This is a genomic window from Dyadobacter sp. HNCC25DJ185, assembly GCF_056895195.1.
In genome coordinates, this window is record NZ_JBXHAR010000006.1 from 232766 (window position 1) to 257726 (window position 24961).

Sequence of the window (24961 nt, forward strand, 5' to 3'; positions counted from 1 at the left end):
GTCAATTAGTTTTAGAGGCGGCTACTTTTACGGCTTCGCGAATACGGTGATAAGTTCCGCAGCGACAGATGTTGCCGCTCATCGTAGCTACGATTTCTTCGTCTGTGGGCTTCGGCTTTTCCTTCAAAAACGCCGCCGCGGTCATGATCTGACCTGCCTGACAGTAACCGCATTGCGCTACATCCACTTCGTCCCAGGCCTTTTGCACGGGATGATCACCTTTTTCAGACAATCCCTCAATAGTTGTAACCTTTGACTTTCCAACAGCTGAAACCGGAAGGACACAAGATCTTACCGCTTTCCCATCCAGATGTACGGTGCAGGCGCCACATTGAGCAATCCCGCAGCCATATTTCGTACCTACCAATCCTAAATTATCGCGCAATACCCACAAAAGCGGAGTGTCCTGCTCTACGTCTGCGTTGTATGCGCGATTGTTAACTGAAAGTTTGAATAACGCCATGATGAATAAATTGAGATGGTTCTTACTGAGAAGCGACCTAAGTTACAAAAAAAGTGCAAGATGTTGATCCTAAGCCTCTCCGCCCGGACCACCAAAGCTAATCGGGAAATTGAACGTGGGCTCGTTATCCTGTGAACTCTGGATCATGCCATATTGATCTTCATATTTCTGAATGTTATCTTTCAATGCGGCGATCAGTCTCTTTGCGTGCTCTGGAGTGATGATGATGCGCGCCTTTACCTTTGCCCTGGGAACACCTGGCATCAGACGTATAAAATCCAGAATAAATTCACTGTTGGAGTGGGCAATCATGGCGAGATTGGAATAAACTCCCTCTGCCATTTCTTCCGACAATTCTACGTTAATCTGTTGTTCGTTTTCTTTATCCTCTTTCATGAGTTGATTGTTGAATAGCTGCAAGCCGCCGACAGCTCAAAGTCTTTGGCTGGGTAAATTACTAAAAATAAACAGCATCAAAAAGCAAAGAGCCGGCCTGCATAGGCAGAACCGGCTCTTTTATAAATAGGACTGTCTTACTAGACTAACTCTCTTTTCTTACGGGATTGCTTATCACGCGATTCCGTAAGCGCATCGAATTCCTCTTTCGATCCGACAATCAGGCTTTCGTATTGGCGCATACCTGTACCAGCAGGGATTAAGTGACCAACGATTACGTTTTCCTTCAGACCTTTCAGTTCGTCGCGTTTTCCACGAACAGCTGCTTCACTCAATACCTTTGTTGTTTCCTGGAACGAGGCCGCAGAAACAAAACTTTCGGTACCCAAAGAAGCTTGTGTGATACCCATCAATGTTGGTTTTGCCACCGCTGGCTGTGCGTCACGCGCAGTAACCAATTTAAGGTCACGACGTTTCAAGCTTGAATTCTCATCACGCAGACGACGAACAGACACGATCATACCTGGTTTCAGTGTTTCTGAGCTACCAGCATCTTCGACCACTTTCATGTCAAGGATCTTATCATTTTCCTCACGGAACACAACACGGTCAACTGGCTGCATTTCAAGGAAGTTGGTATCACCAGCATCCAGGATTTCCACTTTCTGCATCATCTGACGTACGATACACTCGATGTGTTTATCGTTGATCTTCACACCTTGCAGACGATATACCTCCTGAATTTCATTCACCAGATATTCCTGAACTGCAGTTGGTCCTTTGATAGAAAGGATATCCGCAGGAGTAATTGCCCCGTCCGAAAGCGGATCGCCTGCTCTTACGAAGTCCCCATCCTGAACCAGAATGTGTTTAGAAAGGGCCACCATATAGCGACGCTGAGTTCCGTCTCTTGATTCGATGTGAATCTCACGGTTACCACGTTTCACACCACCATAAGATACCACACCGTCGATTTCAGAAACCGTAGCAGGGTTAGATGGGTTACGGGCTTCGAACAATTCGGTCACACGTGGAAGACCACCGGTAATATCACGGGTTTTACCAACTACGCGAGGAATTTTCGCCAAAGGCTGACCCGCTTTAATGGCAGTACCCGATTTCACCACCAAACGTGCCCCAACAGGGAGGTTATAACCTTTTTCGGTCTGGTCTTTCAACAGCGTACTCTTACCTTTCACCACGATAGCCGGGTTTTTGGTTTTATCACGTGTTTCAATGATTACCGATTCCTGGAAGCCGGTTTGCTCATCAAATTCTTCGCGGTATGTGATGCCTTCTTCGATTGCATCAAAGGAAACTGCTCCTGTGAACTCCGAAAGGATCACTGCGTGATATGGATCCCAGGTACAAAGTTCTTGTCCCTTGAAAACCTTGTCGCCATCTTTTACCAAAAGGTGCGCTCCATAAGGTACGTTGTTCGAGATCAACAATTGACCTGTTTCAGGATTTGTAATTTTAACTTCCCCTGAACGTCCCATTACTACGGTTACTTCATCTCCTTCTGAATTTACAGACTGAACAAGACGAAGATCTTCAAAACCGATAACACCATCGAATTTCGCTTTAATGTTTGCTTCAACTGAAATGTTCGAAGCCGTACCACCCACGTGGAATGTACGAAGTGTCAGCTGCGTACCAGGCTCACCGATTGACTGCGATGCAATTACACCCACAGCTTCACCGATATTTACCATATGTGCCGATGCGAGTGAACGTCCGTAGCATTTTGCACAAACACCATTACGTGTTTCGCAAGTCAGTACCGAACGGATTTCAACCGTTTCAATGCTGGTTTCGTCAATATAGGAAGCGATCTCTTCGGTGATTTCCTGTCCGGAAGTCAGAATAATTTCACCTGATAACGGATCAAATACATCATGGACACTTACACGTCCAAGGATACGCTCAGAAAGTGGCTCAACAATATCTTCGTTGTCTTTCAATGCGGAGATTGCAATACCACGGAGTGATCCGCAGTCCTCTTCAACAACAACTACATCTTGTGCAACGTCATGCAAACGACGGGTAAGGTAACCTGCATCAGCCGTTTTCAAGGCCGTATCTGCAAGACCTTTACGGGCACCGTGCGTCGAGATAAAGTATTCAAGAACGTCAAGACCTTCTTTAAAGTTAGAAAGAATCGGGTTCTCAATGATTTCACCTGCACCACCTGCGATGTTTTTCTGAGGCTTGGCCATAAGACCCCTCATTCCACCCAACTGACGGATTTGTTCGCGCGATCCACGTGCACCTGAGTGCATCATCATATAAATGGAGTTAAATCCACCCTGATCTGTTTCCAGTTGTTTCATCAACGTCTCTGTGATTCGTGAGTTAACACGAGTCCAGATATCGATCACCTGGTTATAACGTTCGTTTTCGGTGATAAGACCCATCAAGTAGTTACTCCAAACGTTTTCAACGTCTGCTTTAGCTTGCTCGATCAGTTTCTCTTTCTCTTCCGGCACCATTACGTCGTTCAATCCCATTGACAAACCGCCTTTGAAGGCCATTTGGAAACCAAGTTCTTTGATTTCATCCAGGAATTGAGCTGTACGGGCAACACCCGCCATTTTGAATACCAAGCCAATGATCTGCTGAAGTTTTTTCTTGGTCAACAATTCATTGATATAACCAACTTCCTCAGGAACCGCCTGGTTGAACAGAATACGTCCAGCCACGGTATCAGTCAACTTGGTTTCGAAAGTTCCGTCATCATTGCGAACTCTCAGACGGCATTTGATATTCGCATGTTTCGAAAGTTTTCCCTCGTTAATGGCGATAACCACCTCGTCTGGTCCGTAGAAGATTTTCCCTTCTCCAATGATCGGATATTCAGGAGTACTTACGCGGCCTTTCGTAACATAATACAGACCCAAAACCATATCTTGCGAAGGTACCGTGATCGGCGCTCCGTTGGCAGGGTTGAGGATGTTATGCGAAGAAAGCATCAGCATAGACGCTTCCAAAACGGCTTCCTGACCCAATGGCACGTGAACGGCCATCTGGTCACCGTCAAAGTCAGCGTTGAATGCAGTACACACCAATGGGTGCAATTGGATCGCTTTTCCTTCGATCAGCTTAGGCTGGAATGCCTGGATACCCAAACGGTGCAATGTTGGAGCACGGTTAAGCAGAACAGGGTGTCCTTTCAACACGTTTTCCAAAATATCCCAGATCACAGGGTCCTTGCGGTCTACGATCTTCTTCGCTGATTTTACAGTTTTAACAATCCCGCGCTCGATCAGCTTGCGAATGATAAATGGCTTGAATAATTCCGCCGCCATATCTTTTGGCAAACCGCATTCGTGCAGTTTCAATTCAGGCCCTACAACAATTACCGAACGACCTGAATAATCGACACGCTTACCCAGCAAGTTCTGACGGAAACGTCCTTGCTTACCTTTCAGCATATCAGAAAGGGATTTCAATGCACGGTTACCTTCCGAACGTACCGCGTTTACTTTACGGCTGTTATCAAAAAGCGAGTCAACGGCTTCCTGCAACATCCTTTTTTCGTTACGCAAGATCACCTCAGGCGCTTTAATCTCGATCAGACGTTTCAAACGGTTGTTCCGGATGATCACACGACGATACAGGTCATTCAAATCGGAAGTTGCAAAACGACCACCGTCAAGAGGTACAAGAGGACGAAGTTCCGGTGGAATTACAGGTACCATTTTGATCACCATCCACTCAGGACGGTTTTCGATACGGGTGTTCGCATCACGGAATGCCTCAACCACTTTCAGACGTTTCAAAGCTTCCGCTTTACGTTGCTGAGAAGTGTCAGTAGCTGCCTGGTGACGCAGTTCGTAGGATAGCTCATCCAGTTTGATCCGGTTCAAAAGCATTTCAAGCGCATCAGCACCCATCTTCGCGATAAACTTATTTGGATCCGTGTCAGGAAGCATTTGGTTTTCACGAGGCAACTTGTCGATAATATCCAGATATTCGTCCTCTGTCAGGAAGTCAAGATAGCTAACACCATCTTCTTCCTTAACACCTGGCTGAACTACTGCATATCGCTCGTAGTAAATTATCTGATCCAATTTTTTGGTAGACAATCCAAGCAGGTAACCGATTTTGTTCGGCAAGCTGCGGAAGTACCAGATATGTGCTACAGGAACTACCAGCTCGATGTGGCCCATACGCTCACGCCGTACCTTTTTCTCAGTCACCTCCACACCACAACGGTCGCAGATAATACCTTTGTAACGGATACGTTTGTATTTTCCACAATGACATTCCCAGTCCTTCACAGGCCCGAAAATACGCTCGCAGAACAAGCCACCCATTTCCGGTTTATAGGTCCGGTAGTTGATGGTTTCAGGCTGGGTCACTTCACCGAATGAACTCTCAAGAATAGATTCAGGTGACGCCAGACTGATGGTCATTCTGGAAAAATCACTATTTAGTTTTTTGTTCTTTTTGAAAGACATAATTAAAAAGTCGTTTGTCTAAAAGTCGAAATTCAATTTGATTTTCTGATGGCGCGCTTTCGCGCGCCAACGACTATAAATTAGTCCAGCGTAATCTCCAAAGCCAATCCACGAAGCTCGTGAACAAGTACGTTGAAGGACTCCGGAATATTTGGTTTCGGAAGGTTCTCACCTTTCACGATTGCTTCGTATGCTTTGGCACGGCCAACAACGTCATCTGACTTCACTGTCAGGATTTCCTGAAGAATATGGGATGCACCGAATGCTTCGAGCGCCCACACTTCCATTTCTCCAAACCGCTGGCCACCGAATTGCGCCTTACCACCTAAAGGTTGCTGCGTAATAAGTGAATATGGTCCGATTGAACGGGCGTGCATCTTATCGTCAACCAAGTGGCCAAGCTTCATCATGTACATCAGACCCACGGTTACCGGCTGGTCAAATTGTTCACCACTCAAACCATTGTACAGATAAGTACGGCCCCATGCTGGTAAGCCCGCTTCTTTCAACTCCGCTGCTACTTCCGCTTCTGTTGCACCGTCGAAAATTGGTGTCGCATAACGACGGCCCAATTTCAACCCTGCCCAAGCAAGGATGGTTTCATAGATCTGACCGATGTTCATACGTGAAGGTACCCCCAGTGGGTTCAACACGATATCAACCGGTGTTCCATCTTCCAGGAATGGCATATCCTCATCACGGACGATACGGGCAACAACCCCTTTATTACCGTGACGACCCGCCATTTTATCTCCTACTTTCAATTTACGTTTCTTAGCGATGTAAACCTTCGCCAATTTCACGATACCAGCGGGAAGCTCATCACCCACTTCAAGCGCAAAACGATCACGTTTGAAACGGCCCATGATTTCGCTACGAGCATTCAGGTAATTTTTCAAAACAAGTGACACCTGACGGTTTGTCTCAGCATCCTCAGTCCATGAATCCGTCAGAACGTCACCGATCAGGTTTACTTCTTCAGGTACTGCATACTGGCTTTCATCGCGGTATGGGTTATTAGCAGGGAACAAGTTTTCAGAGATATTCCTCACATTGAACTTCATTCCTTTGCTGATCAATTCATCCCCGAATTTGTGCTTAACACCCTGAGTTGTTTTGCCGTCAGTCAATTGAACCAGCTTATCAATGATTCTTCCGCGTAATGCAGTCAAATCACGACTGTATTTTTTCATCAACAGACGAAGCTCGTCTTTATGTTTTGCACGCTCTTCTTTGGTTGGGCGAGAGAAAAGCTTTGTGTCAATAACAACACCTTTCATAGATGGTGGCGCTTTTTTAGAAGCATCCTTCACATCGCCAGCCTTGTCTCCAAATATCGCACGGAGTAGTTTTTCTTCCGGAGTCGGATCAGACTCTCCTTTTGGAGTAATCTTACCAATCAGAATATCTCCTTCTTTTACCTCTGTACCAACTTGCACAATACCGTTTTCATCCAGATTCTTAACGGTTTCTTCGCTTACGTTTGGAATCTCCGCAGTCAACTCTTCTTCTCCGCGTTTGGTGTCACGAACTTCCAGCTCGAATTCTTCAATGTGGATTGAGGTGAAAATATCGTCACGAACCACTTTCTCGGAAATCACGATCGCATCCTCAAAGTTGTATCCCTGCCAAGGCATGAATGCTACTAAAAGGTTACGTCCAAGAGCAAGTTCGCCACCTTCGGTACCATATCCCTGGCAAAGTGCTTCCCCCTTCTTCACTTTCTGGCCTTTCAGAACCATTGGCTGAAGGTTAAGGCAAGTATCCTGGTTAGTACGACGGAATTTTACTAGATCATAAGAAACGCTGTCCTCAATAAAGCTTACGAGACGGTCTTCATCTGTTCTATCATACTTCACAACGATTTTCTTAGCATCTACAAATTCGATCACTCCATCGCCTTCGGCTACAACCAGCGCGCGCGAATCCATCGCAACGCGTTTTTCAAGACCTGTTCCTACGATAGGTGCTTGTGGGCGTAAAAGAGGAACTCCCTGACGCTGCATGTTAGATCCCATCAATGCACGGTTCGCATCATCATGTTCCAGGAATGGAATCAATGAAGCTGCTACCGATACAATCTGGTTGGCGGCCACGTCCATATAAGATGCCTGCGACGGGTCAACCATCGGGAAGTCACCCTCGAAACGTGTCTTGATTTTTTCTACCGTAAAATTTCCTTCCTTATCAACCGAGGCATTGGCCTGAGCAATGTATTTGGAATCCTCTTCCTCGGCAGTCATATAGATCAGCTCATCGGTCAGCTTACCAGCGCTATCGATCACGCGGTAGGGAGTTTCGATGAAGCCCATTCCGTTCACTTTTGCAAAAACGCAAAGAGAGGAAATCAAACCAATGTTCGGACCTTCAGGTGTTTCAATGGTACAAAGGCGACCGTAGTGCGTGTAGTGAACGTCACGAACCTCGAAACCGGCTCTTTCACGGGAAAGACCACCTGGCCCAAGTGCGGACATACGACGCTTATGCGTAATCTCAGCGAGCGGATTGGTTTGATCCATGAACTGAGACAGCTGGTTAGTACCGAAGAATGAGTTGATGACAGAAGACAATGTACGCGCATTGATCAAATCAACAGGCTTGAAATCTTCATTATCACGCACGTTCATACGCTCCTTGATGGTACGCGCCATACGAGCAAGACCTACACCGAACTGAGCGTAAAGCTGTTCACCTACTGTACGAACGCGACGATTTGACAAGTGATCGATATCATCTACAACCGCTTTGGCATTGATCAAACCGATCAGATACTTCACGATGGAAACAATGTCACCGGTAGTCAAAACGCGAACATCAAGGCTGGTATCAGAACCCAGCTTTTTGTTGATACGGTAGCGACCTACATCACCCAAATCATAACGTTTGTCACTGAAAAACAAACTTTGGATTACATCACGGGCAGTTTGTTCATCAGGCGCCTCTGCATTACGCAACTGGCGGTATATCTGCTCAACAGCCTCTTTGTCAGAGTTTGAGCTATCTTTTTGAAGCGTATTATAGATAATGTTATAATCCGCGACATTCATATCTTCTTTATGAAGGATTACTGATTTCTGACCAGATTCAGTAATTACATCGATGTCATCGGCAGAAATTGTAGAGTCGCGTTCCAGCAACACTTCATTGCGTTGGATGGAAACCACCTCACCAGTATCTTCATCTACAAAATCCTCTGTCCAGGTACGAAGAACCCTCGCAGCCAAACGACGCCCTACAGCTTTTTTCAAGTTGGCAGGGGTTGCGCTGATTTCTTCCGACAATCCGAACAAATCAAGAATGTCTTTATCAGATCCGAAACCAATCGCTCTCAAAAGCGTAGTTACTGGGAATTTCTTTTTACGGTCAATGTACGCGTACATGACGTTGTTCACATCGGTCGAGAATTCAATCCATGAACCTTTGAACGGAATAATACGCGCTGAATACAGTTTTGAACCGTTGGTGTGCTTGCTCATAGAGAAGAACACACCAGGTGAACGGTGAAGTTGCGAAACGATCACACGCTCTGCACCATTGATTACGAATGAACCCCTTTCGGTCATGTAAGGAATGTTTCCTAAGAATACTTCCTGTTCAATGGTTTCAAATTCTTCATGGTCAGCATCATTACAGATCAACCGTAATTTAGCTTTAAGCGGAACTGCATAAGTCAGCCCGCGATCAATAGATTCGTCAACCGAGTATTTCGGCGGTTCAAGGAGATAATCGATGAATTCCAGTACGAAATTGTCGCGTGAATCGGCAATAGGGAAGTTTTCGGCGAAAACTTTGTACAATCCTTCTCCGGAACGATCTTCTACCGAAGTATCAAGACTGAAGAAATCCCTGAACGATTGTACCTGGATTCCTAGCAAATCTGGATAATCGATAATCTGATTAATCCTCGAGAAGTTTTTTCTAGGTGTTGCTTTAATTGTAGCCAAGGCTATGTTTGATTTGGGTTAGCAGAAAAACCAGTACGTCAGTGATCTATACAAAACGTATGGCATTTAAATATTTTTAAACCTAATCTAATGCCTCGTAGAGAATGAATAATAGCCCCTTTTCTATCTTTTCTACGAGTAAAGAAGTGTTTCGGGCAAATTATCCTGGAAGAAGAAATGGAATACCGGTTACATTATAAACCGGCCCTCTAGTCCAAACGTCAAAAAAGAGTTTTTCGTTTGGGATATATGCAAAATAGGAAAAGACCTGGCGAGTGCCAGGCCCAATCCTCTGAACTATAGGTTGCTGCTATAAAGCAAATTACTTCACTTCAACTTCGGCACCTGCTTCTTCAAGTTGTTTCTTCAAAGCTTCAGCTTCGTCTTTTGCAACTCCTTCTTTAACAGGTTTTGGAGCACCGTCAACTAATTCTTTCGCTTCTTTCAGTCCAAGGCCGGTAAGGTCTTTAACCAATTTCACAACAGCTAGTTTGCTTGGGCCCGCTGCTTTCAAAATCACATCGAAAGATGTTTTCTCTTCAACAACAGGAGCATCAGCGCCACCGCCAGCAGCAGGACCTGCTACCATTACTGCACCAGCAGCTGCAGGCTCAATACCGTACTCGTCTTTAAGAATTGTAGCCAATTCGTTCACTTCTTTAACCGTTAGGTTAACAAGCTGTTCTGCGAAAGCTTTCAAATCTGCCATTTTTATTTAGATTTTTTTGATTATACAATAAGATGATTTAAAGCTCCATTTTCTTCTACCCGGAGAGCCTAGCCTGGCTATTTTTATTAGTCTTCTTTTTCAGACAAAGTTTTCAAGATACCAGCCAATTTGTGTCCACCGCTTGAAAGGGCGCCGATCACATTCTTAGCAGGCGACTGCAACAATCCGATAATCTCTCCAACCATTTCTTGCTTGGATTTCAGAGCGATTAGAACGTCTAGCTGGCTTTCACCAACAAACACGGATGAATCAACAGAAGCACCCTTAAATTTAAGCTTGTCGCTTCCGCCTTTTTTCTTAAACTCCTTTATCAGTTGAGCAGGAACTTTACCTGACTCCGGGTGAAACATTACTCCGGAAAATCCTTTGAGGACTTCGTCAAAAGAGGAATAATCCGTATCCAATGTTTCTAGCGCTTTTTTAATCAAAGTATTCTTAACAACACGATACTCGATACCCTTTTCAAAGCATTGAGCTCTTAAGGTATTTACCTCCTTAACGGACATGCCGTTAGCGCTGGTAATGTAGAAGTATGGCGTGCTCGAGAATTTTTGACTTAACTCGTCTATAATTACTGCTTTCTCTTCCCGTGTCATATTATAATCCTGGAATCGTGTTTTTATCAATAGAAACACCCGGGCTCATCGTACTTGACAAGTGAATGCTCTTTACGTAAGTACCTTTTGCCGAAGATGGTTTAAGGCGAACCAAGGTATTGATAACTTCCTGGGCGTTCTGCGCAAGCTGGTCAATTCCAAAAGAAACCTTTCCAACGCTTGTATGAATAATTCCGGTTTTATCAACTTTAAAGTCGATTTTACCAGCTTTTACTTCTTTCACAGCTTTCGCTACATCAGGGGTCACCGTTCCCGATTTAGGGTTTGGCATAAGTCCGCGTGGACCTAACACTTTACCTAAACGTCCCACTTTTGCCATTACACTTGGCATTGTGATAATTACGTCAATGTCTGTCCAGCCTTGTTCTATCTTTTGGATATACTCATCAAGACCAACATAATCTGCTCCTGCTTCTTTCGCTTCTGCCTCCTTATCGGGAGTACACAGAACCAATACACGAACTTCTTTTCCGGTTCCATGTGGCAAGGTTACCACGCCACGCACCATTTGATCTGCTTTACGAGGATCAACGCCCAAACGGACATCGATATCCACGGAAGAATCAAACTTCGTGTAAGAAATCGTCTTAAGTACATCCGCTGCCGCCTCTAAAGAGTAAGCTTGATTTGCGTCGAATTTCGAAAGAGCTTCTTTTTGCTTTTTGGTCAGTTTTCCCATGTTCTTTGTTTCTTTAGCGTATTAGTAATTTTACGCTTAGTTGTTTTCTTCCCATGGTGCCTTGCCTGCTACGGTAATTCCCATACTACGAGCCGTTCCCGCAATCATTTTCATAGCAGAATCAATCGTAAAGCAGTTTAAATCCGGCATTTTAGTTTCAGCGATCGTACGAACCTGATCCCATGATACCGAGCCTACTTTCAAGCGGTTGGGCTGCGCCGAACCTACCTTTACTTTTGATGCTTCCAGAAGCAAAATCGCGGCCGGGGGGGTCTTAATGACGAAGTCAAAAGACTTATCCTTATAGTAAGTAATAACTACCGGCAATACCACACCCATTTTATCCTGGGTACGGCCATTGAATTGCTTGCAAAACTCCATGATATTCAAACCTTTGGAACCCAATGCAGGTCCAATTGGAGGTGAAGGATTGGCTTGGCCACCTTTTACCTGAAGTTTGACGTATCCACCTATTTCTTTTGCCATTGTTTTGGAATTTGTCGATTCATTGATTGATTAACGGCTCACATGCAAGTGGAAGCTTACCCTGCCCGTTAGTCTTTCAACTATCCTTTTCTACTTGTGCGTAACTGAGTTCCACGGGTGTATTACGCCCGAATATTTTTACAACTACATTGAGTTTTTTCTTTTCGTCGAATACTTCTTCCACCAATCCAATAAATCCACTGAATGGGCCATCGACAACCTTTACGGTTTCGCCTTTGATGAAAGACATACTTGGAGCTTCTTCATGCTGCTCCGCCTCGTCCACCTTCCCGAGTATCCTGTTTATTTCTGATTGCCTCAGTGGAACAGGCACTTTTGAATTTCCTTCAGCATTACCCAAAAAGCCTATAACTCCTGGAATGCTCGTGATAATGTGTAGAACTTCGCCCTTAGACAAGTCAGCCGAAATGATTATATATCCGGGAAAGAAATTTTTCTCCCTAACACGCTTCTTTCCGTTACGCATCTCATAGATCTTCTCGGACGGAATCAGAATCTGCGGAACAAACTCATTCAGTTTCTGACGTGTTATCTCATTCTCAATGTAGGACTTGATCTTTTTTTCTTGTCCAGACACTGCCCTTAATACAAACCAATTTAGACTACTCATACCATCTGTGGGGTTAAAATAGCCTTAGAAAGACTGATAAAACAATTTCAGTGCGTTTTCGAAGACAAAATCCATCACACCTACTACAAATGCAAAAATGAGAGATCCCACAAGCACCAAGGTTGTGTTAGCCTGCAATTCATTGAAAGGAGGCCATGTCACATGCTGGGTTATTTCCTCCCAGGACGCTTTCAAAAAAGAAGTAAATTTTTCCATTTTTCTTTTTTATTATGCACGGGTGGAGAGATTCGAACTCCCATCAACGGTTTTGGAGACCGCTATTCTACCCTTGAACTACACCCGTTTATCACACAACCGTTATTTCGGGCTGCAAAGATACGATTTTATTATAAAAAACAAGTGCATTTCTTCACGAAATGCACTTGCCATTATTACTTAACAGATTAGTCAAGAATTTCTGTTACCTGACCAGCACCTACGGTACGTCCACCTTCGCGAATCGCAAAGCGAAGACCTTTTTCCATAGCAATCTTGTTGATCAATTTCACTTCGATTGTGATGTTGTCACCTGGCATCACCATTTCAACACCGGCAGGAAGTGTAATCTCTCCAGTTACGTCCGTGGTACGGAAGTAGAACTGAGGACGGTATTTATTGAAGAATGGAGTGTGACGACCACCTTCTTCTTTTGAAAGAACATAGACTTCTCCTTTGAAACTTGCGTGAGGTTTTACAGAACCTGGCTTGCAAATTACCATTCCGCGACGGATATCTTCTTTATTAATACCACGAAGAAGAAGACCTACGTTATCACCAGCTTCACCACGATCCAGGATTTTACGGAACATCTCAACACCAGTTACGGTAGATTTAAGACCTTCTGCACCCATACCAAGGATATCAACAGGATCACCAGAGTTGATCACACCACGCTCGATACGACCGGTTGCAACAGTACCACGACCAGTGATCGAGAATACGTCTTCAACAGGCATCAAGAAAGGAAGATCAGTCATACGTGGAGGAATTGGAATGTAGCTATCAACAGCATCCATCAATTCTTCGATTGTTTTAACCCATTTTGGATCGCCGTTCAAACCACCCAAAGCAGAACCCTGGATCACCGGAATGTTATCTCCATCATATTCGTAGAAGCTCAAAAGCTCACGAATTTCCATTTCAACAAGTTCAAGTAGTTCCGGATCGTCAACCATATCCACTTTGTTCATGAACACGACAAGTTGAGGAACACCTACCTGACGTGCAAGAAGAATGTGCTCACGAGTTTGTGGCATAGGTCCATCCGTAGCCGCAACCACGATGATAGCGCCGTCCATCTGGGCAGCACCAGTAACCATGTTCTTCACGTAATCCGCGTGACCTGGACAGTCAACGTGCGCATAGTGACGATTGGCAGTCTGGTATTCTACGTGTGAAGTATTGATTGTAATACCACGCTCTTTCTCTTCAGGTGCGTTATCGATTGATGAGAAATCGCGTTTTTGTGCGAAACCTTTTTCAGCAAGTACAGTTGTGATTGCTGCTGTAAGGGTAGTTTTACCGTGGTCAACGTGCCCGATAGTACCAATATTTACGTGGGGTTTCGAGCGGTCAAACGTCTCTTTTGCCATGACTTAAGTACGCTTAAAATTAAAAAAGTTGTTACGAATTTATTAAACACTAGATTGATCCTGTTTGGCTCTTATACCAAGCCCTCCATAAATCAATTAACCAAATACAGAATCAAAATCTTTTGAGCCAATAGTGGGGTTTGAAGAGCCCTACTTCTTCCTGTTAAAGAAATGCTCATTTCTTCTAGAGCCATTGGGGGGATTTGAACCCCCGACCTCTTCCTTACCAAGGAAGTGCTCTACCCCTGAGCTACAACGGCAAAAAATCTGCCTACAACCAAAAAGCGATTAGCGAAAAAGTTTCAATTTGAATGTTTTCGCTAATCGCTTCGATGGTGTATTAATGAGCGGAAGACGAGGTTCGAACTCGCGACCTATAGCTTGGAAGGCTATCGCTCTACCAGCTGAGCTACTTCCGCATATGTTTTTGCCTTTTCCTGACTGGTAATTCAAGAGCAAATCTGGCGCAAACTGTGGGGGCGGATGGATTCGAACCACCGTAGGCATACACCAGCAGATTTACAGTCTGCCCCATTTGGCCACTCTGGTACACCCCCGAACAACATTTCAACACAACCGTGAAAACCGTTCGTCTCACTTTTTGGAGTCGCAAAATTATACCCTTTTCTTAAATTCTCAAATTGTTTGAAGAAAAAAATAAATAAAAATAAAGGCAGAAATGAAAACCCTTCATTTCTGCCTTTATTTCAGCCTTTTTAGCATTAAAATAACCTTACACCAAAACTTAACATTCTAACAGCAGGCCCTTTATTCTCCTCATATAGCTTGTTCATGTCATAGCTGACAAATAAATCCGGGAAATTTCTGATCCCAATCTCTGCCGACAACCCATATCGCAAGTCTTCGAGATAGAAGTTCTTTCTCACATGATCCACATCCTTACTGCCTTCCCGACGTAACTTCGTATAGCTTCCAATCCGGTAACCACCGTAAACCCCTGCGCTAAGGTATGAGATGAAAGAATGAGGAAAACTTACAGTCGGCATAAATGAAAGATTAATGTACGGCACTACCATTTTTGTCTTTTTCATTTGGACTTCCTTACCGGTATCGTCTTTCACTAGTGGGAATTCCACACGCTCGTCATTTTTATCGATCGTATTATTTCCATCGAACATCAGATTGTACCAGGAAAAATCAGCGCCGAAATCAAAATGCAGCCTGGCATTCCTTCCCCGGGCAACAGTCGTGCTTGCGATGTAGCCCAGGCTGATGAAGCGGGACCCAAAAGGTTTGAGATCGTAATCGGCTTTATCGTATTCTGCAACCGAAGGATTTTCGCCATAGGTATTAAGTCCGGCAGCAATATTGAATCCCTTCCGCGGACTTGAGCCTCCATGGGATCTGTAAAACCGCTTTCCAATGCGCCTATATGTTGAATCAGACGATATTTCGTGATCCCCTTCCCTGACTTCAACACCTTTTGCATTAATTGTCACCTGAGTATCTCCGTCTTTTACATGCACGCCCCTGAGACCAATTCTTACGTAGTCCTTTTCCTTTTTCTCCATATCATCCTTCAAATACCGATTCCCATTCAATTCTTCCCTTAAATAAGTGGTATCACCACTGGTGCTATCTAGCTTGACTTTCAAATCCTTCAATAAAGCGTTCAGATCGTATTTCATGATCTTTTCTAGCTCCTTTCTGTTTTCACCATAAATAACCAGGCGTGTTTTGTCGCCGAATGTAACGATGATCGAATCTTTTCCCAACGCCGTGCCCCCTGGTACTTTCTCAGAACCTATTGCACGAATAGTGGCCAGTGCAAAAAAGAACAGAAGGCTAATATATAATTTTGTTTTCATGGCTAAGTAAATTACAGTTTTGTCCTTTCTTTGGAATTTTGATTTCTATCCGATGTTTTTTCTTCTTTGGAGCGCAGACGGTCGTCGACCCGCGCAACAAGCGTTTTGGGGTTAAAGCCTACTTCCTCCCAATCCACCTTTTCGCCGGCTCTCGCATTTTTCAGCTGGCGAAAAACTCTTGAAAACCGCGAAGTCTTCGGTTTTTCGTCTAGTTGGTCTTCGTCTGTCTTGACAGCCACCACAATCGTTATCGTTGGTTCCGTTTTTCCGTTCTCAAGGACTGGCAAATTTGTTCCATCTGCAGATGGTTTCAAACTTGTGATCTCAGGAGATTTCGGAATGTCGATTGCCTTTAAAGCATTCGGCCCAACCGGTACGTCGTCAATCGTAGCAATGGGAACTTCCACTTTGTTGATTATGGGTTCTTGTTCGGTAACCGGCTTCTGCGGGGCAACTGCGTCACTCTTATTGTAAGAGGCCTTCTCATCATTCCGCAATAGTTCTTTTTCTATTGCTGTTGCAATTTGATGATCATCAACCTGATTCTTCTTTTCTCGAGGTGGAGCTGCCTCCTTTTTCTTCACAGATGCGATTGTTTTCTGGCTTATCGCAGGCCCGATCAAGCCCTCATGGTCATTTCTTAAAACCAGATATCCGGTAATCAAAGCCAGAGTCACACTTGCAGCCGCATACCATATCCATACCGCAGGCCGACGTCGCGCTTCGGTATTTTCCTGGATTCTAAGCCAAGCATTTTCAGAAGGTTTTTTATTCAAATCCGCTAACCTGCGTTTGAAGAGATCATCAACCGGATGCTTTTTCATATTCTACTTTTTTTTTAAAATCATTTTCCCAATCACCGACCATTTTCTGAAGCAATGCACGTGCACGGTGCAATTGCGATTTGGAAGTGCTTTCTGTGATTCCCAGCATCTGGGCAATTTCAATATGGGCATAACCCTCGATGGCGTACAAGTTAAAAACGGTGCGATAGCCTGTCGGTAAAGATTCGATAAGGCTTAGTAGCTCCTCAGTTTCCAGATTCTGGTCTGCCTGAACATAGTCCGGGACATTGTTTGCGTCGTCAGATAACGTATCCTCCAAAATCCTCTTTTGCTTCCTCAGGTAACCAAGCGCCTCGTTGACCATAATCCGGCGTATCCAGCCTTCAAAACTTCCCTCTTCGTTGAACTGGCCGATCTTCCCAAATACTTTCAAAAAACCCTCCACCATCACATCCTCGGCCGCCATCTCATCACATATATAACGGAAGCATAAACCCAGCATGCGAGCGCTGTATTTATCGTAAACTTGCCGCTGCGCCTTTGGATCTGACTTCCTGAGCGCCTTGACAAGCTGTGCTTCCTGGCTAAATAGTGCTAAAATTCGACCCATTCTATTGGTGGTTTCGACAGCAAGATGCTCATTCTTTACAATGAGGTTGCACGGGGCATTCAAGTTTTTTGCTATTATTCTCTTCTCGTCAAAATGACTGCCAATTTTGTTCTCATTTTCAGAAAGTAATTGGATACGTTCCCGTAGTTTTGAGGACGAGATTATTAATCATTTGAAAGACTTTACATGCTCGACTCTTCGGCCCCAATCGGAATTTTTGACAGTGGTATTGGCGGAATGACTGTCGCCAGCGCGGTTACAAAGCTTTTACCGCAGGAAAATACCATCTACTTCGGAGATACCGCACACCTTCCTTACGGTGACAAGTCTACCGCTGCCATACAAGCTTATTCTATCAAAATTTGCAATATGCTCATTCAGCAGAATTGTAAATTGATACTTATCGCGTGCAACTCCGCATCAGCGGCCGCTTATGAATTGGTAAGGGAATATGTTGGAAGCAAGGCCAAGGTTTTAAATGTAATCGATCCCGTGGTCGACTATATTAAGGAACACTATGAAGGAAAAACAATAGGATTGATTGGAACCAAGCAAACCGTGCAATCCAATGTCTATAAAAAAAAGATAGATGCATTAGACCGGAGCATTCATTTGAAGTCCCTGGCAACTCCTTTGTTGGCACCTATGATTGAGGAGGGTTTTTTCGACAATAACATCAGTGAAAGCATTATTGCCAATTACCTTTCTGATCCCCTCCTCTCCAATATTGAAGCCCTGATCCTTGGATGCACGCATTATCCACTGATCAAGAATCAGATCAGCGAATTCTATAAGGGGAATGCAGAAATTCTGGATACTTCCGAAATCGTTGCCCGGTCACTTAAAGCATTACTGGAACAACACTATCTGGTTAATGAAAAAGGAAAAGGCGTAAGGCAGTTTTATGTTTCCGACTATACATTGTCTTTTGAACAGTCTACGAACATCTTTTTTGGCCAGCAGATTCAGCTGGAACATTATCCTCTCTGGGAGTAATTATTCATAAATCAGTTTAACCGGTCCAAGTAAGCCCGATGGCATTGGTTCCCATTTGGATGCATCGAACTTCTTATAGGTGATATCGGCAACGTTGATATCATAAAATTTCTTCCAGTCGGGTTTCTGCCTGTCGCGAAGCCTCATGTAATTGGCGGACAAATTAGTTACCTCAACTTCCAGCACATTGTCCTTTGGTTTTAAAATTTCAGAAGAAATAGGCAACTGGAAAGGAATACACCATACCGTGCCGATTTCCTTGCCATTCAATTTAACCTGTGCAGTCTCTCTTACATCCCCCAGGTCAATCAACGTTACGGTTTTCAGCAAATTTCGTGGAAGATCAAAACGGATTTTGTAGGAAACCCGCCCAGAGAAGTATTCTGCTGAATCCGGCAACACGGCCCATGATTGTAATTTCGAAATCCGGGCAGTGGCTGGTAGGCTAGGTCTCCCCTTTACAAAATTCAACTCCCAATCACCCAAAATCTCAAACTCCCTTTTCGCTATACCAGTTTCCGGAAACTCCGCTCCATTTGCCGCTGCTTCCAGAAAGCAGGATTTGCCCGGTGGTAACGAAAGAAAAAACTCCTCCCCTTTTTTTCCTTTCCGATGTGTCATCAGAGACTGGCCCTGCATCGGATCATCTTTAGAAACCATTTTTGCTTTTCCAACCTGTAGCCAACCTTCCTTGAACTGATTACCGAGGTTAGTTACGAAATACAGCACGGCACCTTTCCCCGTTTTCTTCCGGATAAAATTCAGTCCATCTTTTGCTAACCCGCCTTCTTGAATTGCCCCATTCGCATTTAAATCATGGACAATATCACTAGATATCCTTACATTCTTTGTTTCCGAAAGCGCTTTTAACAGCTGTTCAAATTGATTCTGATGTTCCGCATGATCAGCAAAGCCTGTGACCTTGGACGGCCATTTTTTCTCAAAGATTATCTTCGCGCCAGTATCCGACAAACGTTTCAGCTCAGCCAGAGTCTGCGCGGACATATAAGTGCTCGCAGGTATCACCAGTGTCTTGTAGGTTGTGTTACCAGAACTAAGATTTCCGTTTCTATCAAGATATATTTGCTTCAACTGCAAGTCAGAAACATAATCAAATGCAAATCCCTCTTTCCAAAGCTTTTGCGCAAGCTTCCCGAATGGCAAATCCAATAACCAGCGATCGACATGGTGCACTTCCAATAAATGTACATGACCCGCAGATTTTGCGTTCGTTGCCCACAAGTCGTGTATAGGAAAGTAGACCAGAACATCATTATCCGGCTGGCTGTTTTGCAGCAATGTCTGACAATGCTGAACATATTCATTCAATAAGTAAAACTGATCGGCAAAATGAGATGTCTTTCCAAAATTGGTCGAGGCATAAAACAACCAGCCTGGATATGGTTCATTTTCCGGCGAATAGGTGGTCCCGTGGTAAAATACATGGTTGATACCCGCCACAAATAACTCGTCAATTTCCGGTTTCACCTGCGATAACGACACCTTAAAGTGATTGGCCAACCAAGTCCCGGTTTCTGAACTTACCAGTTTTTTACCCGTGAGATTGGCGGCTGACGAAGCGAATTTCATTGCCAGCGGGTTAGGCGTGCCAAATTGATCAATCGAATAATCGGTATCGACCCGCAACCCAGGTATCGCGAAACGACTTGTACCAAAAGACTCGGTCTCAGGAATATCTGCAGCGGCATAAAGGTCCAACAAATTACCCGGGGATCCATGGGCCTGGTACCTTGTTAAGAATCCGTGTTCTTTACTCCATTTCGTCCATGGCAAGGCATACCGCTCATAAAGAAGTTCCGCCAGCGTTTGATGATAATCTATCTTTACCAATTCGGCTTCCGGTTTATTCGTTGTATCAGTTAAAAAAGATAATACACTTTCCAGATCGTAGCCACGACGCTCGCTGAATTGCGCTTTAAAATCGCCCGTCCAATTGGCCCCATAGGCTTCATACGAATCCATATACATCGACCTGGGCAGGTTGGCGATATTTGTAAAAGCAGAATCGAACCGGGTTAGATATTTCCGCATCGCGTTTGGGTTAAATGGGTCAAAAACCAACCCTTCTCCACCCGGGGCAGCCCTTTTCACCATTTGTTTGGTCCCGGTAACTATTATCTTTCCGTCCTTGACACTCATATTTTGGGCTGCCATAGAAGCGTCCACATTGGGCCCTCCAAATGGCCAGCCTGTACCGGTTGTCATATCCACTCCGATTCCGAGCCGCTTCCCCTCTCCGACAGTGTACTGCATTACTTCCATCCATTGTACCGAGAGAAAGGGGATATTCCTTGATTCGTATCCCTTCACTCCGTAGATGGGGATAATATGCACGCCGCCAACCCCTGATCTTTTAAAAAACTGTAATTGAGCTGAAATGTCCTCTTTCGTGACGGCACTCCCCATCCACCACCAATAAGTCCACGGCTTTGCAGTAGATATGTTCTGTGCATAAAGCAATGCAGATTTTAAGAGAATCAGGAAAACAAACGTGAGACGCATAGGAATGAGTTTTTGATTAAAGTCCTAAGATCATTTTTCTACGTATAAAAAAAGCGAAACCGTTCCCAGTTTCGCCCACATTCCTTTTTCGACCTTGAATTACCCCTGATACGCCTGTTTCACCCTGGTAGTCACAAATTGTCGTTCCTGCTGACTTCTCTTACTGTTTCGGTACCACAGGTAGCCAATTACGGCTACTAATAAATAAGGCATTACAAAAAGGAACATGATGCCTGTGTTGAGGCCTACACCCACATTGTTTCTGCCGTTACCCATCGAGCTTTCGACGGTGCCCCTGCACATCGCACATTGTGCCCAGGAATCGATTCCCGTGAAAATCAAAAGGATTACCAAACCTGATATGACTGCTAATTTTTTCATACGTAATAAGGACTAATCATCAAATAAACGACAACACCGCTAATACTGACATATAACCAAATGGGCAGCGCCCACTTTACTGCCTTTCTATGTTGTGCGATTTGATGGGTATATCCGAAGTATACTGCCCTCAATACAAACCATACAACCCCTATTGAGAGTAAGATATGCGAAATCAGCAAGAAGTAATAGATAGGCCGAATTATGCCTTCCCCGCCGTAGGGCGTCGACTCATTTGAGACGTGGTATAGGATATAGCAAATCAAAAAAATAGCTCCTAACATAAAAGCGGCCGTCATCGCCTGACGGTGAGCCGCAATATTTTTATTTTTCACAAAATAAAAACCAGCAATAAGCAAAACGGCTGTCAAGGAATTAATCACTCCGATTACGTGCGGTAACACCTTGGTCCACTCTCCCAGATCAATCTTCTGACGGATACCAAGTAAAACTGCCACAGCAACCGGAATTGCCACTGCCAGCACATTGATGAGACGTTCGTATTTGGGTTTCTTTTCTATCGTTACTGTTGCCATAGTTATTTTTGTGTGCTTATTTCATTTTCGTAATCAAGAATTTTAATCTCGGCCATTAAACGATCTATTTCAGCAGGGTCAATACCGTTATAATAACCTCTCACATATCCATTTTTATCCACCAGCATTAGCCTGTCCTGCAACTTGGTATAGCTCGTGTCTCTTTTAAAAATTGCCTGTCCCTGGTGAAAACAACTATCGATCTTACCTTTTGATCCTGCGACGATCCCCCAGCCCTTTTTGCCCATCTCTGCAGGCAAACTTGCCACTTTTGTGTTGGGAGATTCAGAAAATGTCAAAATTTGGAGCTCCATAATTTCGCTCCTGAGGGAGTAAATACGTTGTAACTCCTCATTCAGGCGTTTGCAATCATCATCACATTGCTCTGGCAGGTTACTTACTACTGTCAGTTTGCCGTTCCATTTTTCAGAACCGAGATCACCACAAACTATGTCGACTCTCTTAAACAGAGTATCGCCTTTTTCGACTATTACGCCTCCCTGCTGATTTGTTTGTGGATTAAAATAGGGCAGGTCATAGTGGTTTCTAGCGAAAAATTTTAAAAAGATAAAAATCAAAGCCGGAATTACTAATGTTACAATCAGCAATCCGGCTTTGGAAAAATTTTTCATCTATGTCCTAATCAAATATCGCTTTGAAAATAGCATTTCCTTCAAGCATCAGTGCTAAAATCAACCAAGCAACAAAAATGATAGGTACCAGAATGCTCCAGATCAGAGATTTCGTCTCATGCTTCAAGTGCATAAATTCACCTACAATGTAAAATGCTTTAACAATGGTCATGACGATAAAAACAGAAACTTTTAACGTACCATGAGGAACTGTAAAAGCAATTACGAATTCGAGCGTGGTTAAAACAAGCAGTATCCAGAAAGTTTTCCAGATTGCTTTACGTTGTTCAGCACCTGCATTCGGATCCTGATTGTGAACGTGATGTACTTCCGACATTTGACTTAGAAATTATATTGTTCGATAATTTAAACCAGGTAAAAGAATGTAAATACGAATACCCACACCAGATCAACAAAGTGCCAGTAAAGCCCGACTTTCTCAACCATCTCGTAGCTGCCACGTTTATCATAGAAACCCGTGGCAGACCGGAAGAAAATCAGAATATTCAAAATAACACCACTGAAAACGTGGGTCCCGTGAAATCCGGTTATAAAGAAGAAAAAGTCCGCAAAGGCAGGAGGTCCGTATTGGTTCTCATGCAGATTCGCTCCAAATACCGTTTTTTCAACCCATGACCCGTTTTCAATCACCTTCATAACACTACCTGCATCTGTTCCGTGTATAAAGTGAGTCCATTCCCATGCCTGGCAACCCAGAAAAGTAAACCCTCCCAGAATAGTCCAAAGCATATATTTCTCAACATTAGCCCTGTCCATTCTGTGTCCTGCTTCCACTGCAAGTACCATCGTCACACTACTTGCAATCAGAATAAAGGTCATGATACCTACAAAAACCAGCGGTAACGAGATTCCGTGCAGAAAAGGCACAGACTCATACACCTTTTCTGGTATCGGCCAATACAAATTTGAAAATGTAAAATTGGCAGCCTCACCTGCAAATGCAGGGAAACTAAACCGGGCTGTGCCATATGCCACCAGCAAGGCGGAGAAAGTAAACGTATCTGAGATGAGGAAAAACCACATCATCAGTTTTCCGTAACTCGCTTTCATAGGCTCAATGCCCCCCATCCACATTTTGGGTTCTATCGCGCCAGGTGTTGTTACATTTGCAGCCATTGATAAAAAGTATTAATTAAAGGTCAATAAAAAAACAAAAAGGTATAACCACAGAATATCTAAAAAATGCCAGTAGGTGGCGCAGATCTGTATCCTTCTCAGGCTCTTGGCATGTACCCGTAGCTTAAATGCCGCTATCCAAGAATAAAGCAGAACAATAAGGCCGCTGATAATGTGAAACCCATGTAAGCCGGTAAACACGTAAAAAAATGACCCTGACGGATTTCCTACAAAATAGACGTTCATCTTTACCAGCTCCCTCCATCCTTCAAACTGCATCCAAAGGAAGGCAAGGCCAAGTACAAAAGTAATAGAAATTGCTATTTTCAATTGTTGGAACTGATCTTTTTTTGCCGAAAAATAGGCCCATTGCATGGCTCCGCTACTGATTATCAGCACGGCCGTACTATACCAAAATATGCGGGGCATTTCAAATTCTAACCAATTCCCTTCTGCTCTGCGCACCAGATAAGCACTGGTTTGAGAAGCAAATAACATAATGATGCTTACCAGGAAAAGCCACAGGATGAACTTGATTGGGTCCATTGCCAATGTAGCCTGCGGTTCCTTTTCTATTTTATATTGCTGAACATTCTCCATTTCTCACAAACTGATTTTCGATTTCACAATTTATCCAACAAGAAAGCAATTTGCACAATCGGCAAATATATAAATGACCCAAACATCAGTTGGCGGGCCGTTTTATCGGTACAAGTCCGCATCAGATGAAATGTTTGAGCGAGAAACAGAACTCCAAAAACAGTCGCGACAAAAGCCGAGTTGATTCCGGTCATTCCTAATTTATAAGGTAGCCATCCGATTGGAAGCAAAAACAGCGTGTAAATCATGATTCTGAAAGTTGTATCCAGGTCTTTCAATCCATTAGCTGGTAATAACTTAAACCCTGCACGCTTATAATCTTCGTCTAAAACCCATGCTATTGCCCAGAAATGCGGGAATTGCCAAAAAAACTGGATTGCAAATAAAATTCCAGGCTCAAGACCAAAATGATTTGTAGCGGCAACCCAGCCTATCATCGGAGGGAAAGCTCCCGGAAAAGCACCTACAAATACCGCAATTGGCCCTACCCTTTTTAAGGGCGTATAAACGAATCCGTAAAGAACAAGTGAAAGCAATGAAATCAGCCCGGCGCTGAGATTAAATACAAAAACAAAAATCGTTAATGAAGTAACTCCCAAAATCACTGCCCAGATCGCCGCGTGCTCTGTTGTAATCCTTCCGCTAGGCAATGGCCTGGACGAAGTTCTCTTCATCAACTTATCATAATCCCTTTCCAGGATCTGGTTAATGATATTTGCAGCACCGGTTATTCCGATTGACGCCAAAATAAAGAAAATCATATCAACTGCCTTCACATCCCTCGCACCTAAGCAATACCCCATCGCTCCCGAAAAAGCAATTAATGAAGCCAATCTGAATTTAAGCAATTCAAACAAAATGCCCAGTTTCTCTCTAATCCCAGTCGTCGTAATATCCTTCTGTGCTGATATCATGTTTGTGAAATACAATA

23 protein-coding genes and 4 tRNA genes are annotated in these 24961 nt (G+C 43.9%); 1 reads left to right on the plus strand and 26 read right to left on the minus strand.

Annotated features, from left to right (window positions below; all coding sequences use genetic code 11):
- Window position 1: 1 nt before the first annotated feature.
- The 18 genes from AC1XUF_RS18500 to AC1XUF_RS18585 form a co-directional block, all read right to left on the minus strand.
- Complete coding sequence (locus AC1XUF_RS18500) at window positions 2–463, minus strand: (2Fe-2S)-binding protein (protein WP_483343311.1); 462 nt, start codon at window positions 461–463, stop codon at window positions 2–4.
- Window positions 464–532: 69 nt separating this feature from the next.
- On the minus strand, window positions 533–859 hold the full coding sequence (locus tag AC1XUF_RS18505) for a DUF3467 domain-containing protein (RefSeq protein WP_483343312.1): 327 nt from the start codon (window positions 857–859) through the stop codon (window positions 533–535).
- Between the two features lie 140 nt (window positions 860–999).
- A complete protein-coding gene (gene rpoC, locus AC1XUF_RS18510) occupies window positions 1000–5322 on the minus strand; it encodes a DNA-directed RNA polymerase subunit beta' (protein WP_483343313.1) in 4323 nt (1440 codons plus the stop codon).
- 80 nt (window positions 5323–5402) lie between these two features.
- On the minus strand, window positions 5403–9266 hold the full coding sequence (gene rpoB / locus AC1XUF_RS18515) for a DNA-directed RNA polymerase subunit beta (RefSeq protein ID WP_483343314.1): 3864 nt from the start codon (window positions 9264–9266) through the stop codon (window positions 5403–5405).
- Window positions 9267–9588: 322 nt separating this feature from the next.
- Window positions 9589–9975 carry a 50S ribosomal protein L7/L12 gene (gene rplL / locus AC1XUF_RS18520; RefSeq protein WP_138368220.1) on the minus strand — a complete coding sequence of 129 codons (387 nt, stop codon included), beginning with the start codon at window positions 9973–9975 and terminating at the stop codon, window positions 9589–9591.
- An 86-nt stretch (window positions 9976–10061) separates the two neighbouring features.
- Window positions 10062–10592, minus strand: a complete 531-nt coding sequence (gene rplJ / locus AC1XUF_RS18525; protein WP_483343315.1) for a 50S ribosomal protein L10 — start codon at window positions 10590–10592, stop codon at window positions 10062–10064.
- A gap of 1 nt (window position 10593) precedes the next feature.
- Window positions 10594–11292: a 50S ribosomal protein L1 gene (gene rplA / locus AC1XUF_RS18530; protein WP_483343316.1), complete on the minus strand. Its 699-nt coding sequence runs from the start codon at window positions 11290–11292 to the stop codon at window positions 10594–10596.
- Window positions 11293–11328: 36 nt separating this feature from the next.
- Window positions 11329–11778, minus strand: coding sequence for a 50S ribosomal protein L11 (rplK, locus tag AC1XUF_RS18535; RefSeq protein WP_138368218.1), 450 nt, complete (start codon window positions 11776–11778; stop codon window positions 11329–11331).
- Between the two features lie 76 nt (window positions 11779–11854).
- Window positions 11855–12409, minus strand: a complete 555-nt coding sequence (gene nusG / locus AC1XUF_RS18540) for a transcription termination/antitermination protein NusG (protein ID WP_015812908.1) — start codon at window positions 12407–12409, stop codon at window positions 11855–11857.
- A 24-nt stretch (window positions 12410–12433) separates the two neighbouring features.
- Complete coding sequence (gene secE / locus AC1XUF_RS18545) at window positions 12434–12625, minus strand: preprotein translocase subunit SecE (RefSeq protein ID WP_031528323.1); 192 nt, start codon at window positions 12623–12625, stop codon at window positions 12434–12436.
- A 17-nt stretch (window positions 12626–12642) separates the two neighbouring features.
- Window positions 12643–12713 (minus strand) — tRNA-Trp (locus AC1XUF_RS18550).
- A gap of 100 nt (window positions 12714–12813) precedes the next feature.
- The gene (tuf, locus tag AC1XUF_RS18555) at window positions 12814–14001 is read right to left on the minus strand and encodes an elongation factor Tu (RefSeq protein WP_483343317.1); all 1188 of its coding nucleotides are present in this window, start codon (window positions 13999–14001) and stop codon (window positions 12814–12816) included.
- A gap of 188 nt (window positions 14002–14189) precedes the next feature.
- A tRNA-Thr gene (locus AC1XUF_RS18560) sits at window positions 14190–14261 on the minus strand.
- 86 nt (window positions 14262–14347) lie between these two features.
- Window positions 14348–14420: transfer RNA gene (locus AC1XUF_RS18565), tRNA-Gly, on the minus strand.
- A 55-nt stretch (window positions 14421–14475) separates the two neighbouring features.
- A tRNA-Tyr gene (locus AC1XUF_RS18570) sits at window positions 14476–14558 on the minus strand.
- A 165-nt stretch (window positions 14559–14723) separates the two neighbouring features.
- Window positions 14724–15830, minus strand: coding sequence for a hypothetical protein (locus AC1XUF_RS18575; protein WP_483343318.1), 1107 nt, complete (start codon window positions 15828–15830; stop codon window positions 14724–14726).
- Window positions 15831–15841: 11 nt separating this feature from the next.
- Entirely contained in the window at window positions 15842–16654 is an 813-nt protein-coding gene (locus AC1XUF_RS18580; RefSeq protein ID WP_483343319.1) for a hypothetical protein, read from the minus strand.
- The gene (locus AC1XUF_RS18585) at window positions 16635–17225 is read right to left on the minus strand and encodes an RNA polymerase sigma factor (protein WP_483343320.1); all 591 of its coding nucleotides are present in this window, start codon (window positions 17223–17225) and stop codon (window positions 16635–16637) included. Before AC1XUF_RS18585 ends, AC1XUF_RS18580 begins: the two co-directional genes overlap by 20 nt.
- Before the next feature lie 186 nt (window positions 17226–17411).
- On the opposite strand from AC1XUF_RS18585, the gene murI reads away from it, so the two are divergent.
- Complete coding sequence (gene murI / locus AC1XUF_RS18590) at window positions 17412–18221, plus strand: glutamate racemase (RefSeq protein ID WP_483343321.1); 810 nt, start codon at window positions 17412–17414, stop codon at window positions 18219–18221.
- Here murI and AC1XUF_RS18595 read toward each other — a convergent pair whose 3' ends face one another.
- The 8 genes from AC1XUF_RS18595 to cyoE all read right to left on the minus strand — a co-directional run bounded on the left by AC1XUF_RS18595 (window position 18222) and on the right by cyoE (window position 24944).
- Window positions 18222–20744 carry a glycosyl hydrolase gene (locus AC1XUF_RS18595; protein ID WP_483343322.1) on the minus strand — a complete coding sequence of 841 codons (2523 nt, stop codon included), beginning with the start codon at window positions 20742–20744 and terminating at the stop codon, window positions 18222–18224.
- A gap of 99 nt (window positions 20745–20843) precedes the next feature.
- Entirely contained in the window at window positions 20844–21125 is a 282-nt protein-coding gene (locus AC1XUF_RS18600; RefSeq protein WP_483343323.1) for a hypothetical protein, read from the minus strand.
- Entirely contained in the window at window positions 21122–21661 is a 540-nt protein-coding gene (locus tag AC1XUF_RS18605; protein WP_483343324.1) for a DUF420 domain-containing protein, read from the minus strand. Before AC1XUF_RS18605 ends, AC1XUF_RS18600 begins: the two co-directional genes overlap by 4 nt.
- Window positions 21662–21663: 2 nt before the next feature.
- Window positions 21664–22293 (minus strand): hypothetical protein, encoded by a 630-nt coding sequence (locus AC1XUF_RS18610; protein ID WP_483343325.1) that lies wholly within the window; start codon window positions 22291–22293, stop codon window positions 21664–21666.
- Window positions 22294–22300: 7 nt separating this feature from the next.
- Window positions 22301–22630: a cytochrome C oxidase subunit IV family protein gene (locus AC1XUF_RS18615; protein ID WP_483343326.1), complete on the minus strand. Its 330-nt coding sequence runs from the start codon at window positions 22628–22630 to the stop codon at window positions 22301–22303.
- A gap of 29 nt (window positions 22631–22659) precedes the next feature.
- Window positions 22660–23430, minus strand: a complete 771-nt coding sequence (locus AC1XUF_RS18620) for a cytochrome c oxidase subunit 3 (protein ID WP_483343327.1) — start codon at window positions 23428–23430, stop codon at window positions 22660–22662.
- A 12-nt stretch (window positions 23431–23442) separates the two neighbouring features.
- Window positions 23443–24030 carry a cytochrome c oxidase subunit 3 gene (locus AC1XUF_RS18625; RefSeq protein WP_483343328.1) on the minus strand — a complete coding sequence of 196 codons (588 nt, stop codon included), beginning with the start codon at window positions 24028–24030 and terminating at the stop codon, window positions 23443–23445.
- Window positions 24031–24053: 23 nt separating this feature from the next.
- On the minus strand, window positions 24054–24944 hold the full coding sequence (gene cyoE / locus AC1XUF_RS18630; RefSeq protein WP_483343329.1) for a heme o synthase: 891 nt from the start codon (window positions 24942–24944) through the stop codon (window positions 24054–24056).
- Window positions 24945–24961: the final 17 nt, after the last annotated feature.

What these genes read in the sequence shown, in the direction of transcription:
- AC1XUF_RS18500 (WP_483343311.1), bottom strand. Translation starts at nt 463, where the DNA reads ATGGCGTTATTCAAACTTTCAGTTAACAATCGCGCATACAACGCAGAC.
- AC1XUF_RS18505 (WP_483343312.1), bottom strand. Translation starts at nt 859, where the DNA reads ATGAAAGAGGATAAAGAAAACGAACAACAGATTAACGTAGAATTGTCG.
- rpoC (WP_483343313.1), bottom strand. Translation starts at nt 5,322, where the DNA reads ATGTCTTTCAAAAAGAACAAAAAACTAAATAGTGATTTTTCCAGAATG.
- rplL (WP_138368220.1), bottom strand. Translation starts at nt 9,975, where the DNA reads ATGGCAGATTTGAAAGCTTTCGCAGAACAGCTTGTTAACCTAACGGTT.
- rplJ (WP_483343315.1), bottom strand. Translation starts at nt 10,592, where the DNA reads ATGACACGGGAAGAGAAAGCAGTAATTATAGACGAGTTAAGTCAAAAA.
- rplA (WP_483343316.1), bottom strand. Translation starts at nt 11,292, where the DNA reads ATGGGAAAACTGACCAAAAAGCAAAAAGAAGCTCTTTCGAAATTCGAC.
- rplK (WP_138368218.1), bottom strand. Translation starts at nt 11,778, where the DNA reads ATGGCAAAAGAAATAGGTGGATACGTCAAACTTCAGGTAAAAGGTGGC.
- nusG (WP_015812908.1), bottom strand. Translation starts at nt 12,409, where the DNA reads ATGAGTAGTCTAAATTGGTTTGTATTAAGGGCAGTGTCTGGACAAGAA.
- secE (WP_031528323.1), bottom strand. Translation starts at nt 12,625, where the DNA reads ATGGAAAAATTTACTTCTTTTTTGAAAGCGTCCTGGGAGGAAATAACC.
- tuf (WP_483343317.1), bottom strand. Translation starts at nt 14,001, where the DNA reads ATGGCAAAAGAGACGTTTGACCGCTCGAAACCCCACGTAAATATTGGT.
- AC1XUF_RS18575 (WP_483343318.1), bottom strand. Translation starts at nt 15,830, where the DNA reads ATGAAAACAAAATTATATATTAGCCTTCTGTTCTTTTTTGCACTGGCC.
- AC1XUF_RS18580 (WP_483343319.1), bottom strand. Translation starts at nt 16,654, where the DNA reads ATGAAAAAGCATCCGGTTGATGATCTCTTCAAACGCAGGTTAGCGGAT.
- AC1XUF_RS18585 (WP_483343320.1), bottom strand. Translation starts at nt 17,225, where the DNA reads ATGGGTCGAATTTTAGCACTATTTAGCCAGGAAGCACAGCTTGTCAAG.
- murI (WP_483343321.1), top strand. Translation starts at nt 17,412, where the DNA reads ATGCTCGACTCTTCGGCCCCAATCGGAATTTTTGACAGTGGTATTGGC.
- AC1XUF_RS18595 (WP_483343322.1), bottom strand. Translation starts at nt 20,744, where the DNA reads ATGCGTCTCACGTTTGTTTTCCTGATTCTCTTAAAATCTGCATTGCTT.
- AC1XUF_RS18600 (WP_483343323.1), bottom strand. Translation starts at nt 21,125, where the DNA reads ATGAAAAAATTAGCAGTCATATCAGGTTTGGTAATCCTTTTGATTTTC.
- AC1XUF_RS18605 (WP_483343324.1), bottom strand. Translation starts at nt 21,661, where the DNA reads ATGGCAACAGTAACGATAGAAAAGAAACCCAAATACGAACGTCTCATC.
- AC1XUF_RS18610 (WP_483343325.1), bottom strand. Translation starts at nt 22,293, where the DNA reads ATGAAAAATTTTTCCAAAGCCGGATTGCTGATTGTAACATTAGTAATT.
- AC1XUF_RS18615 (WP_483343326.1), bottom strand. Translation starts at nt 22,630, where the DNA reads ATGTCGGAAGTACATCACGTTCACAATCAGGATCCGAATGCAGGTGCT.
- AC1XUF_RS18620 (WP_483343327.1), bottom strand. Translation starts at nt 23,430, where the DNA reads ATGGCTGCAAATGTAACAACACCTGGCGCGATAGAACCCAAAATGTGG.
- AC1XUF_RS18625 (WP_483343328.1), bottom strand. Translation starts at nt 24,030, where the DNA reads ATGGAGAATGTTCAGCAATATAAAATAGAAAAGGAACCGCAGGCTACA.
- cyoE (WP_483343329.1), bottom strand. Translation starts at nt 24,944, where the DNA reads ATGATATCAGCACAGAAGGATATTACGACGACTGGGATTAGAGAGAAA.